Here is a 12,987-nt window from a genome sequence, read left to right as displayed (position 1 = left end):
CTTTTAATTAGTAATTTATTTTTCTTCTGATTTCATTCCTGTTGTATTTCGGCGTAGCACTACAAATAAAATAGCTCCAAATAGTACAGCAGCACCTATCCCAATGCTTATTATTTTCACATTTGATTCTTTTACTTCAGGCGTAGCCGTATCTTTTTTAGACATCGCAAAAGTAACATCTTCTTTTGAAAGAACATTTACCGTCGCAATTGTTTGATTATTTTTCGTAATATCAACTGCCCCAACTACCTCACCGCGATGGATTCCTTTATGATATAAAGAATCTTCATCTAATGAAGCCGCACGGAAAATCGTCCTTACGTTTTTCCCTTCATCTTTCTTAAGCATAAGTTCTGCACTTTGCTCAAGTTCGATATCAATATCTTTATTTAAATATGTTGTCTTTTGATGCCAACTATGTTTATCTAGTACCGTTTGCTTCACAAATTGACCGAAAGAATAGTCCGCCATCTGCTTCAAATCTTCATAAATTTCAGGTCTTTGAGAAGCCATTACTACATTTATAATACGATTTCCATCCTTCTCATTTAATAAAACGAGTGTATTACGCGCTTCATTTGTAAAACCAGTCTTTCCACCAATACTATATGGATTTTCAAAATAAGTAGACTTGTTAAAAATAGACACCGTCTGTCTAGATGTCGTAACTGTCGTCCTTTTCGTATTCATTGCTTGCAGAATTTCAGGATACTTTTGTACACCTCTCGTAATCATCGCCATATCATATGGCGTAGTATAATGATTCGGATCATGCAATCCATTTGGCGTGACAAAGTGACTATCTGTAGCCCCTAATTGTTTCGCTCTCTCATTCATCATATGAGCGAAATTCTCAACACTTCCACCAATATGCTCCGCAATCGCATACGACACATCATTCGCACTCAGCACCATTAAAATCATAAGCGCAGTATTTCTATTAATCGTCTCACCAGGTTGAAACTCAATTTGATAATTACTCTTCTCTTGATCTAATGCTAATTGTGAAAACGTAAATTGATCCTCAGGCTTCGTATGCTCCATAAGTAAAATCGCCGTTAATACCTTCGTCATACTAGCTGGAAATGCACGATGATGTGCGTTTTTATCATACAAAATATCTCCAGTTTTCGCATCAATCGTAGTTGCAAACTGACTAAAAACATTCGGCCCTTCCTTAGGTGGTGGGGCTACTTGTTCTGGATTCACTCCAATATTTGTCTCAGCACGTAACGTCATAGGTGTCAAAAAAAATAAACAAATAACGGTAATAAAAGCCAAAATTTTCTTAAATTTTACCATATGACTCTCCCTTTTCCCTATACTCTCACAGTTTAAAAATTGAATCTACCAATCTATATGTAATTTGTATTAAATTGGAAGAATATTCACTGTTTTTTACCATATCATACTTTTACGATGAATGACATAAATATACAATAAAAAATAAGAAAGAATTATTCTTTCTTATCCTTCTCATCAATCAATGAATCTATTAATTTTTGACTAGCTTCCTCAGGTGTAATCTCATCTGTCATCCCCATAAACGACCAACCTTTAGAATCAACCCACTCAACAAACTCTTGTAAAAACTCATCATGTGTAACATCCACATCAAGAATTGATCCATTAATCGAAATCGTTCTATTTCTAGATACACGCATCTTGAACGTTTTCCTAACCATTACAATAATTCTCCCTCTACTTCTGAATATTTATAAAATAATCTTGTATCTCTGTTATACATGATTTTAAGTAAATTGTAAAAAGGATATATTGGCCAGTTTGCATATCGAAGCTGAAAATCTATCACCATGCAAAAATATGAAACGATATGTAAATGAACATAAATAACTAAATAAATTTAAATAAAAATAAAAATAATTACATTTTATCACACCAAATACAAATGACTTCAGTACAATAAAATGGAATATACTAGAAGAAATATTAACATGAGGAGGAACTTTATGGCCCGTTGTACGTATTGTAAAACGAAGTGGACAATAAAAGATGTATGGTCAATACTCGTGACATTTGAAAAAGATTGCCCGTATTGTTTTAGGAGGCAATATCTATCAAAGAAAACAGTGAACGCTATGCCAGAACTTATAAGCTTACCTTTACACTTCTTATTCCCTTTTCTTGTTGATTTAAGTAATGAGGGTCCTTTAGATTGGTATAGAAAAAAATAATATAACCACTTTATTCAAATCCACTTTTCATTACATTCTCTACTTATATATTCCTTAATACACGACTAGCGTGATTCAAAATAATTTCCCTTCAAATTCAATATAAAATATTGTAAAATTTCAGTTATTTTTATATAATTACTTTAGCATAAATATTGAAGGTGCTGTTACATACGCATTTTTGAAGATCCCGTAGCTCAGCAGGGAGAGCGCCACCTTGACAGGGTGGAGGTCGTGAGTTCGAGCCTCTCCGGGGTCATAAAACCTAATAGTATCAAGGCTTGAGGGGGTATTCTCAAAAGCTAAACTTATGGAGATCTCCATCAGACACCACAAGTTAACAGAGGACTACTTCTAGTCAGCAAACCAGCTGGCTCAGGGGACGTCCTCTTTTTTGTTTCCATAAAACTGAGAAAGGACTAAAAAGAAAATGCTACTTAAGTTTGTATAGTAATTAAAATTATAGTTTTTACACTCATTGAAATCAGTTAGATAACTCTTAAGACTACCGTTTATCTAACTCAGATCCCTATCCCCCCCTTCAGATATCCTGATTTAACGATACTCTACTTAGCAATTCTATACAAAAAATAAAGCAAGGATTTCTCCCTGCTTCTGTTAGCTTCTTTTATTGAGATGATTAACCACCAATATTCTTATCTGCCATTCTATACAATTTATATCTATTTTGCTCTCTTCTTTTTTCGATTTCTAAATATAACCTCTAACACTACTACTGTGGTGAATCCTACAGTTAGTTGTAAACCTGTAAACAGCAGTTTATCATTTAGAGGAATATCAGGTGCACTCCACAGTAGTACCGGAGGGATAAGTATACCTATGATTACAAGAGTTCTCATTATCTTTCCCATTTTGTTTCCCCTATCATATCTTTAAGATTTACGTTTCTTTTTACAATTCTACTAATTTCTCACGTAGAACCAATTCACTCTCAGTCATATACCCTCTATGCATTTCCTCTACAATTTTATCATGATTAAAACATAATACTTTTTCATCACCTAAATAACCCACCGGATAAAGAACCCCTACATAATCAAAATCACGTTTATCCGCTGAAATGACCATTCTTCCAATAATCATAACAGGTTGGTTTAGATCTTTTAGCTTTACAACTGAACCAATCGGGAAAAGTTCCATCGTCATTCTCCGTTCTTTTTAGATATATTCTTCGACTTGTTACTCAAAATTTCTAATAGATAGGAAATTCCAATACCTATTCCACCAATAATCAATGCTGCAATAGCTGTTAAAAACCTTTTTTCCATTGGCTGCGGAAAAAAGAATGAAGAAAAAAATAAAACCGCGGTAAAAATATACATCAAAATACGTCCTTGTTTAAACATGTGTGATTACTCCTTTTTTTCAGGTTTCAAGAAAAAACCTCCTCCAAAACCTTCGTATGATGCATAAAAACCTTTCTCTTGACCCATGTGAAGCTTATACCCATAAGTCCCTACTCCCAATTCTAAGCGGATTGTTATATCGTGATCACTGAAATACGGAATAATATCCGGAACATCAATTTTCTCTAAAAGCAATTCATACTTGCGCGAACTATATTCCGCACCTACCTTCGCTGTATACTCATCATAACCTACAATACTACTAAAATCGTGCATTTTTTGAGTTACAGTTATATCTTCCATATAAGGAATATCCGTTCTTACATAAGATGTTTCTTGAGCGCGTGCCTCCACTTTTCCACCAATCAAGTTACCACTAGAAGCATCTTCGCGGAGTGTTTCTTTACTATACGGAATATTTAGCTCTGCAGAACCAGTACCGAACTTTGTATTTATTTTACTATTCTTACTTAATTCAAACTCACCATTTACTACTGTACCTTCTAATTTCCCTCCAAGTCGATCTCCTTCAGCACCTTCTGCCTTACCCGTAAGATATTCGACTTTATCATTATTTTTATTAAGAATACCAGAAGCCATCGCAATAGCAACATCCATATTATCTACCTGTTCGAATTTATTAGCAGAATCAAGAAGAAACTTCTCAAGTGGCTCTAATATGATTATAAATTGTCCCATCTTAAAGGATGAATCACGGAAATCCGTATTAAATTTCATATAGGTTGAGCCCAACCAATTACTAGAAATCATATCAATATCTCGTTTTAGTCGCTCCTGTGTTGCAGTTGCATTCATGATAGTTGATCTAATAGTCCCTGCCACTTTTCGCAACTGTTCAGGAGTAACTTTTATATCCCCCATAGCCATTCCCCTTTTAAATATTTATATAGAATATTTTACCACAATAGAATTGTTGCAACTACGAATATTTTATATAATCTTACAACTCCAAACTCTTTCTATCCTAAAAGTTATCCTTTCGGCATTTGAAATTATACCTTATGCATTGGCGCTAACTCAGTAATATCATCTAGTCCCATTCTACGAAATTATTTCTACTATAAGTATCTACTATTAAATACGTAGACCTATTCCCATTCTATTTTTCTAGATAAAACTAAAGAGGTATGCCTATCAACTGTTTCCTGTATAGTATCTCTATGGAACGGAGCTACAACAACTTTCATCCCCTATCATCTGCTATAACCATGAAAGATTGTTGATGGAGATTCTGAGTTCGAGCCTCTCCGGGGTCATAAAAAAGAGAAACCATATCAACCTTCTACTTGATATGGCTTCTCTTTTTTATCTAAATCAATCACTTCCCACCAAACATCTTCTCCAAAGACTTCGCATTGGCAAACAATACTTCTTTCAAGTTATCATCTGCAACGATTTTATAGTCGCCATCTTTGTTTTTCTTTAAGTTCAATGTAACTTCGCGAGTTGCCATGATTGCATCTTTATCTGATAAGTGTTTGACGATTGCTGATGTCATTGTTTTTTCGATTGCTTTTTCAGATTGCTCTTTGTCTTCGCTAAAAGCGCTAGCGAAGGCCATTGACATAACTTCTCCTACTGCTTTTGTTACAGCCACAGATAGATCGGCAGATGTAATTTTCACTTTCACTTCTGCTTTGTCATCTTTTTTCGATACTTCTTCTAGCTTTTCAAATTTAAAGTTTTTCGTAATTACACTCAGCATTGCTTTTGCCTCAGCATCATCTGTTTTTTCATTTAGTTTATTAAATTCTTTGTCACTCTCAACAAATGTACGAGCCTTTTCTACATCACCTTTTTGTATCGCTGTTAAAAATTCTTCTGTCGTATCTTTCGGATTTGCACATCCTGCTAAAACACCTACTGTTAATCCTACTACCATCATTAACAACAATAATTTCTTTATCTTTTGCACGTTCATTCTCCTCTTATCTTTTCTAGTAAGTCATCACTATAAAATAGTATAAAAATGACATTACAAACATTTTTTAGTATAGCATTTATATGATTCATTTTCTATTCATTCCCAAAAGATAAAGAGCCTTGCAGCATTTCTACAAGGCCCTCTTCTATCAATCCGTATCCGTAACACAAACTAACCACATTTTATGCTCCTTACTATCTAACACCATCCAAGTAACATCCCACGCAACATCGTAAAACCAATCTGTCCAAGGGCGATAGCTTTCAAACACTTTAATATCTTCGTATCGATCTTGGAACATATATTGACATACATTGACTGCTAATTGCTTGGCGATAACTGGTCGTTCCTTAAACCCTTCATATGCTCCGCCCCACAAAATTTGCGCGGCAATGCTACCATCAAGCATGACTGCTAGCTGCTCTTTAAAATGAAACTTATATTTTTCTGACGTATGTATTTTTAACTCTTCTAAGCTATTAATTATATCTAAAGAGTTAAAGATTCTTCGAAAGAAGTGCTCGTATCCATCTTTCGAATGTGGTATTTCTTTGAAAAAATTTCCGTTATGTACTTTAAAACAGCTTATAATCGCTCCGCCATTTACGTTTTGCTCCTTGAATGTATGTACGAGTTGCTCAACAGATGAGTCATTCGTTTCTATTTTTTCAAACGTTCCCTCTTTCCATCTCATAACGCCCACTACTCTCTATTAAAAATTTGTTTCTTCATTATAAATAGCAAAATAAAAACCAGCAACTTTAAGGTTGCTGGCTTATTTCTTATTCATATTCGAAACAACAATAACAATTGCTCCAAGCACATAATGCCCCGCTACCATCCACATACTCCGATTAAAGATCATAAGCGATAACCAAAGCGATATATTAATAGCAACAAATAATACATATAAAATGAAGTCTCTCTTTTGTAGCGCCTCTTGATTCATCAAACTATAAATTGCACCGATTGGCGGAAGGATGAAGCAAAGGAAAAATACAAACATTTTTCTTAACGACCATGGATATGAAGTTACTGTCTGCATATGGATCTCTTTTTATTTTATAGTACTTTTAACATCGGTCTTACTACTCTATATTCGTCACTATGAGGCTCCTTTATGATTAAAGGTGAGTGAAGATGTTTTTCTTCCTCTATCATTGTGAATACTTCTGTTTTTTCTTGTAATGTGTTAGATTCACTATTTTTAGTAGGTTTTTTACTTGTTTCAATTTTCTTTGTTACTTCTCCGAGCCTTTGCCCAACTTCTTCTGCTTTCGCAGGTCCATGCGTTACATAGTATTCCTGCCCCTCCCATACTAACATAGGTGGCACTTGTTCTCGTTTGTTACATATTATATAAGTAGCAGTAGCTATAAGTAGTATACATGTTAATAAAAAGAAGATAGCTTTTTTATTCATATACTATTCTCCTTATCTATCATTTTATTAAATTATATAATATCGATTATATGCAGTAAATTGATTTAGCGGGAATTTTCGGATTTTATACAAAAAAGAAAAACCTTACTCCAGTAAGGTTCATTCTATAGTGATCGATTTATTAAAACGATCATTACGATAATCGCTATAAACATAACAACTAAACAGCCGATCATTTTATAAAAGCCTCGTTTCGTTAACGTCCCGCCTTGAACGTCTTTCCGAATAAATAAGAATACGGCTAAAAATAATACAAGCCCAATGCCAAAAGCATACGTCATTTGCATATGTTAATCTTCCTTTCTCTCTTCCATCTTAATATCTTTTCGACAAAACAACAAATGAGATAAAAACTGTACTCATCGTAAGTGCCATAAGTATATTCAATAGTTCAGTAGCAGATAGTGTAAGTATTTTTAAGTTTAAGCCGAAAGAGAAAAGAAGATAATACGCTATTAATGCAAAAAAGCTGAAGAACATTCCTTTATAACGAATGAGTTTCATTCGCTCGTCTTTTTCTTTAAATTGTGGGTGTAAATAACTTAAGCAAAAACACATAATCATCATACCAAGTAATGGATAAGTTGCTGGTGGTGGTGCAGAATACGTCATTATACCTGTTAATATCATAAATCCACTCATAAATAGAAAAATAATCCCCATAATTACGAAGTACTTTTGTGAATAGTTCATCTTTACTCCTCCTCTTCTTTTCCTTCATAAATAAATACATGTTCTATCGTTGTCTGAAATGTTTTCGCGATTTCAAATGCTAACGGAAGTGATGGATCGTATTTTCCTTTTTCAATTGAAATGATGGTTTGTCTAGAAACTCCAAGTTTCTCAGCCAATTTTTCTTGAGATAGTCCAAATTTTTTTCGGTATTCGACCATTTTATTTTCCAAGGAAATTTCTCCCTCCTTCCTTACACTGAGTATATATGTAAAGCATCCTTTACGTCAAGTTTCCTTTACATGTATTTTAGTTTGTTTCACTCTATTTATATAGAAGAAACTTTTTTAATTTCGGCACGTCTATTTTGTAATGAAACATGGAACACTGTAATGAACTGTTACTATATTTCCTCCTCTCTTTTTTTAAAATTTAATATCTCCATATTTGTTTTATCCTTTTAAAATATTTCATTTCTCTCTTTATTCCACGAAATGCGTTATTGGTTTTACAGTGTTTTTCGTCATATTTATAGAAACTAACTGTTTATGAAGCATTTTTTATGTTTAGCAACTTTTTTTGTAGAAATCCTTCACTTTCCTTTCAATATTTAACACTATCTAAATAAAGTTTACTCTAAATTCATAATTTTTTATTTTTTATACTATATTCCGTTATATTGTTGTATAATATCAATGAAAGCGCTTATTATTTCAATATACATAATTCGAACTCATTTTTATCGAAACATTCTAACTATTATACTTATATTTACATGCAACAATTTTAGTTATTTGTATAGGTATACCAAATATATCCACCCCATTTTTCTGTAAAATTACTTTATAACATAAAAGATTAACTTGGGTGATAAGTTATTGTGAATGTTTTTTTACAAAACAGATAAGTAATAGTGTTTGGTATTATGTAAATTATTGTAATAACATAAGAGTAAAGAAAACATTTACATTGATTATTGGTTCATCAATTATTGAAAAGAGCAAAATGCACCTTTTGTATGGAAAAAGGATTATATGCATTGGGAGGTTTAAACAAATGACGAGGAAGAATACAACGACAAACCCTTGGGCCAAGTTCCACGGTCCGAACCTTGGTTATGTTATTGAGCAGTATGATCTTTACGTAACTGGAGCAGGTTCTGTTGATCCGGAATTACAAGAGCTTTTTGAAATTTTTGGAGCTCCTTCGTTTCAAGATGATGTCGTAACAGGGGACAACACAGCAACACATTTTTCTCCTCAAAACACAGGGAACATTGAAAAAATTCTTAAAGTCGTTCAGCTTGTTGAACAGATTCGTTCTTTCGGGCATACGTTAGCTCACATCAATCCGATGGAAGATGCTGCAAATGGACAATCTCTTCTTGAGAAAGCAATGAACGAACTGAGCGATGCTGATTTGAAAGCGATTCCAGCAAAAACAGTATGGCAAGATGCACCAGAGGGTATTCACACTGCACTTGATGTAATTCATAGATTAAAAGAAGTGTATACACAAACTTTAGCTTATGAATTTTCTCATATACAAGATAGTGAAGAACGCGCGTGGTTGCATCAAATGGTGGAATCAAATTCATTGCGTCAACCACTATCAAATAAAAAACGAACTGCTCTTTTAAAACGTTTAACAGCTGTTGAAGGTTTCGAGCAATTCTTGCATAAAACATTCGTTGGGCAAAAGCGTTTCTCTATCGAGGGCGTTGATATGCTTGTACCTGTTCTAGATGAGATTGTGCTAGAAGGTGCTAAAAATGGCGTAGAAGATGTCATGATTGGTATGGCTCACCGCGGTCGCCTAAGCGTACTTGCACACGTATTAGAAAAACCATATAGTCACATGTTTGCTGAATTCAAACATGCAAAAATAGAAGGCGCAGTAGCTAATTCAGGCTGGACTGGCGACGTGAAATACCATTTAGGTAGAGAACAAGTCGTTAGTAACGAAGAAGTTAGCACTCGCGTTACATTAGCAAATAACCCAAGTCACCTTGAGTTCGTTAATCCTGTTGTAGAAGGTTTCGCACGTGCGGCTCAAGAAAATCGTAAAAAGTCTGGTCTTCCAGAACAAGATACTTCAAAATCATTCGTAATTTTAGTTCATGGTGATGCTGCATTCCCTGGTCAAGGTATTGTATCTGAAACGTTGAACTTAAGCAGATTGAACGCGTACCAAACGGGTGGAACAATTCATGTTATCGCAAACAATGCAGTTGGTTTTACGACTGATAGCTATGATTCTCGTTCTACGAAATATTCAAGCGACCTTGCAAAAGGTTTCGATATTCCGATTGTTCACGTGAACGCTGATGATCCGGAAGCTTGTCTCGCAGCTGCTAACCTTGCGATTCAATATCGCATGTTGTTCAAAAAAGATTTCTTAATCGATTTAATTGGTTACCGCCGCTACGGTCATAACGAAATGGACGACCCAGCAGTGACACAACCACAAGTGTACAAAAAGATTAAAAATCACCCAACTGTAAGAGCAATTTATGCAGATCAATTACAAGCTGCCGGTGTTCTAAATGCAGATGAGATTGAAACAATTACTCAGTTTACACAAGAACAATTAAAATCTGACTATGCACAAGTACCACCAGCTGATACGAGCGATGCAACAATTCACGTTAAAGTGCCAGATGTTGTTGCAAAGGGCATTCAGTCAATTGATACTGGTGTTGAGCTTGACTCACTTCGTGCAATTAATGAGGGTCTACTATCTTGGCCAGAAGGCTTTAACGTATATCCGAAAGTGAAGAAAATTCTTGAACGCCGTAAAGATGCTCTTGAAGAGAACGGTAAAATTGAATGGGCACTTGCTGAGTCATTAGCATTCGCTTCTATTTTACAAGAAGGTACACCAATTCGTTTAACTGGTCAAGATTCACAACGTGGTACATTCGCACACCGTCACATCGTATTACACGATACTGATACAAATGAAACATATTCACCATTACATCGCTTACCAAACATTAACGCTTCATTCTCTGTTCATAACAGTCCGTTATCAGAGGCTGCTGTTGTTGGTTACGAGTATGGTTATAACGTATTCGCTCCAGAAACGCTTGTTATGTGGGAAGCGCAATATGGTGACTTCTCAAATACTGCGCAAGCATTATTTGATCAATATGTTTCAGCAGGAAGAGCAAAATGGGGTCAAAAATCTGGTTTAGTTCTTCTATTACCACACGGTTATGAAGGTCAAGGACCAGAGCACTCTAGTGCACGTCCTGAACGTTTCCTACAGTTAGCTGCTGAGAATAACTGGACAGTTGCCAACTTAACGAGTGCGGCACAATACTTCCATATTTTACGTCGTCAAGCATCTATCCTAGGAACAGAAGCTGTTCGACCATTAGTACTGATGACGCCGAAGAGTTTATTACGTCACCCACTTACGCTTTCAACTGCTAGTCAGTTAAGCGAAGGACGTTTCCAACCTGCTCTAGAACAAGAAAACCTTGGCACGAAACCAAACAAAGTAAAACGCCTTGTTTTAAGCACAGGTAAAATGGCGATTGACTTAGCAGCAGAAATCGAGTCTGGTAAACATGACTACAACTTAGATGAAATTCATGTCGTTCGTATTGAACAGCTATACCCATTCCCTGCTGAGAAAATTCAATCTATTATTAAACGCTTTAAAAACTTAGAAGAAATTATTTGGGTTCAAGAAGAACCTCGTAATATGGGCGCATGGCATTACATGGCTCCAATTCTGTTCGAGCTAGCTGGAGATAAAGTGAAAACAGGTTATATTGGACGCCCAGATCGCTCTAGCCCATCTGGTGGCGATCCATTCGCTCACAAAGCTGAGCAAGAACTAATTGTTTCACACGCTTTAGATGTGAAGTATAACTTTCGTCAAGATAAACAAGAAATTGAAGTTTTCAGCAACTGAAAGTAACAATGAAGGTTTCTAGCTTGTTCCCTGGGCAGAATATCTGCCCAGGGGTAGGCTAACAAATGGAGATTACCGAAAACAAAAGAAGAAAAAACACACCGTTAGGCAAATAAGGGGAGGACATTTAAAATGATCGAAATTAAAGTACCTGAGCTTGCAGAATCTATTACTGAAGGAACTATCTCACAATGGCTTATCAACGTAGGTGACAAAGTTGAGAAAGGTGGAAGCGTTGTTGAGCTTGAAACTGATAAAGTCAATGTAGAAATCATTGCAGAAGATTCAGGTATTGTATCGAAGTTACTAGGCGAACCTGGGGATACAGTTGAAGTTGGCGCAACTATCGCAATTTTAGATGCAAACGGAGCACCAGTTGCAGTAAGTACACCTGCACCAGTGGCTGAGCAACCAAAACAAGAAACGGCTGAAGCACCGAAAGCTGCGGCACCAAATGCTGAGCAAACTGCAACTCTACAAGGGTTACCAAATACGAACCGTCCTATCGCATCACCAGCTGCTAGAAAAATGGCTCGTGAATTAGGAATCGACTTAAATGACGTACGTAGCACAGATCCACTTGGACGTGTGAGACCACACGATGTACAAGCTCATGCTGCAGCACCAAAAGAAGCACCAGCTGCTCCAAAAAGTCCAGCTCCTGCTCCAGTTGCAAAAACTGAATTTGAAAAACCAGTTGAGCGCGTGAAAATGTCCCGCCGCCGTCAAACAATTGCAAAACGCCTTGTAGAAGTTCAACAAACATCTGCAATGTTAACAACATTTAACGAAGTTGATATGACTGCAATCATGGAATTACGTAAAGAGCGTAAAGACGCTTTCGAGAAAAAACATGATGTACGTCTTGGTTTCATGTCATTCTTCACAAAAGCAGTTGTTGCAGCATTAAAACAATTCCCATTATTAAATGCTGAAATTCAAGGCGACGAGCTTATCATTAAAAAATTCTATGATATCGGTATTGCAGTAGCAGCTCCAGATGGATTAGTTGTTCCAGTTGTACGCGATGCGAACCAATTAAACTTCGCTGAAATCGAAAGCGAAATTCGTGAATTAGGTAAAAAAGCACGTGACAACAAACTTTCATTAAAAGAACTACAAGGTGGTACATTCACAATTACAAACGGTGGTGTGTTCGGTTCTCTAATGTCAACACCGATCCTAAACAGCCCACAAGTTGGTATTTTAGGAATGCACAAAATCCAAGTACGTCCTGTTGCTATTGATGCAGAACGTATGGAAAACCGTCCAATGATGTACATCGCTTTATCTTACGATCACCGTATCGTTGATGGTAAAGAAGCAGTTAGCTTCCTTGTTGCTGTTAAAGATATGCTTGAAGATCCAAAATCATTATTATTAGAAGGTTGATAGATTAATAATCTATTACAGGCTGTAGAATAATCATTCTACAGTCTTT

16 protein-coding genes and 1 tRNA gene are annotated in these 12,987 nt (G+C 35.7%); 4 read left to right on the top strand and 13 right to left on the bottom strand.

Going from position 1 to position 12,987, the window contains the following annotated elements; all coding sequences use genetic code 11:
* Window positions 1-15: 15 nt before the first annotated feature.
* The gene (locus tag COL05_RS22015; protein WP_098670146.1) at window positions 16-1,302 is read right to left on the bottom strand and encodes a D-alanyl-D-alanine carboxypeptidase family protein; all 1,287 of its coding nucleotides are present in this window, start codon (window positions 1,300-1,302) and stop codon (window positions 16-18) included.
* Between the two features lie 155 nt (window positions 1,303-1,457).
* Window positions 1,458-1,685, bottom strand: a complete 228-nt coding sequence (locus COL05_RS22010) for a hypothetical protein (protein WP_000251864.1) — start codon at window positions 1,683-1,685, stop codon at window positions 1,458-1,460.
* A 285-nt stretch (window positions 1,686-1,970) separates the two neighbouring features.
* On the opposite strand from COL05_RS22010, the gene COL05_RS22005 reads away from it, so the two are divergent.
* Both COL05_RS22005 and COL05_RS22000 read left to right on the top strand, forming a co-directional pair.
* Window positions 1,971-2,195, top strand: coding sequence for a hypothetical protein (locus tag COL05_RS22005; protein WP_098670145.1), 225 nt, complete (start codon window positions 1,971-1,973; stop codon window positions 2,193-2,195).
* 186 nt (window positions 2,196-2,381) lie between these two features.
* Window positions 2,382-2,454, top strand: a tRNA-Val gene (locus COL05_RS22000).
* 424 nt (window positions 2,455-2,878) lie between these two features.
* On the opposite strand, the gene COL05_RS21995 is transcribed toward COL05_RS22000, so the two are convergent.
* The 11 genes from COL05_RS21995 to COL05_RS21945 all read right to left on the bottom strand — a co-directional run bounded on the left by COL05_RS21995 (window position 2,879) and on the right by COL05_RS21945 (window position 7,855).
* A complete protein-coding gene (locus COL05_RS21995; protein WP_000516419.1) occupies window positions 2,879-3,067 on the bottom strand; it encodes a hypothetical protein in 189 nt (62 codons plus the stop codon).
* Window positions 3,068-3,107: 40 nt separating this feature from the next.
* A complete protein-coding gene (locus tag COL05_RS21990) occupies window positions 3,108-3,356 on the bottom strand; it encodes a DUF4176 domain-containing protein (protein WP_098670144.1) in 249 nt (82 codons plus the stop codon).
* Between the two features lie 2 nt (window positions 3,357-3,358).
* A complete protein-coding gene (locus COL05_RS21985) occupies window positions 3,359-3,562 on the bottom strand; it encodes a hypothetical protein (RefSeq protein WP_000476182.1) in 204 nt (67 codons plus the stop codon).
* 6 nt (window positions 3,563-3,568) lie between these two features.
* Window positions 3,569-4,444 carry a WXG100 family type VII secretion target gene (locus COL05_RS21980; protein WP_098670143.1) on the bottom strand — a complete coding sequence of 292 codons (876 nt, stop codon included), beginning with the start codon at window positions 4,442-4,444 and terminating at the stop codon, window positions 3,569-3,571.
* Between the two features lie 457 nt (window positions 4,445-4,901).
* A complete protein-coding gene (locus COL05_RS21975; protein WP_142337615.1) occupies window positions 4,902-5,498 on the bottom strand; it encodes a DUF4878 domain-containing protein in 597 nt (198 codons plus the stop codon).
* Between the two features lie 157 nt (window positions 5,499-5,655).
* Complete coding sequence (locus COL05_RS21970) at window positions 5,656-6,201, bottom strand: hypothetical protein (protein WP_142337614.1); 546 nt, start codon at window positions 6,199-6,201, stop codon at window positions 5,656-5,658.
* 81 nt (window positions 6,202-6,282) lie between these two features.
* Complete coding sequence (locus tag COL05_RS21965; protein WP_142337613.1) at window positions 6,283-6,552, bottom strand: hypothetical protein; 270 nt, start codon at window positions 6,550-6,552, stop codon at window positions 6,283-6,285.
* 17 nt (window positions 6,553-6,569) lie between these two features.
* Window positions 6,570-6,929 (bottom strand): hypothetical protein, encoded by a 360-nt coding sequence (locus COL05_RS21960; RefSeq protein WP_098670140.1) that lies wholly within the window; start codon window positions 6,927-6,929, stop codon window positions 6,570-6,572.
* A gap of 125 nt (window positions 6,930-7,054) precedes the next feature.
* A complete protein-coding gene (locus COL05_RS21955) occupies window positions 7,055-7,237 on the bottom strand; it encodes a DUF3976 domain-containing protein (protein WP_098670139.1) in 183 nt (60 codons plus the stop codon).
* Between the two features lie 28 nt (window positions 7,238-7,265).
* Entirely contained in the window at window positions 7,266-7,643 is a 378-nt protein-coding gene (locus tag COL05_RS21950; protein WP_098670138.1) for a permease, read from the bottom strand.
* Between the two features lie 2 nt (window positions 7,644-7,645).
* Window positions 7,646-7,855: a helix-turn-helix transcriptional regulator gene (locus COL05_RS21945; RefSeq protein WP_002202726.1), complete on the bottom strand. Its 210-nt coding sequence runs from the start codon at window positions 7,853-7,855 to the stop codon at window positions 7,646-7,648.
* Between the two features lie 823 nt (window positions 7,856-8,678).
* Here COL05_RS21945 and odhA point away from each other — a divergent pair.
* Window positions 8,679-11,546 carry a 2-oxoglutarate dehydrogenase E1 component gene (gene odhA, locus COL05_RS21940; protein ID WP_098670137.1) on the top strand — a complete coding sequence of 956 codons (2,868 nt, stop codon included), beginning with the start codon at window positions 8,679-8,681 and terminating at the stop codon, window positions 11,544-11,546.
* Between the two features lie 132 nt (window positions 11,547-11,678).
* Entirely contained in the window at window positions 11,679-12,938 is a 1,260-nt protein-coding gene (gene odhB / locus COL05_RS21935; protein ID WP_048526754.1) for a 2-oxoglutarate dehydrogenase complex dihydrolipoyllysine-residue succinyltransferase, read from the top strand.
* Window positions 12,939-12,987: the final 49 nt, after the last annotated feature.

This window comes from Bacillus sp. AFS059628 (genome assembly GCF_002571225.1).
In the GTDB taxonomy this organism is placed as follows: domain Bacteria; phylum Bacillota; class Bacilli; order Bacillales; family Bacillaceae_G; genus Bacillus_A.
The sequence above is the reverse complement of the archived record's forward strand: the minus strand, read 5'-3'. Positions and strand labels throughout refer to the sequence as shown.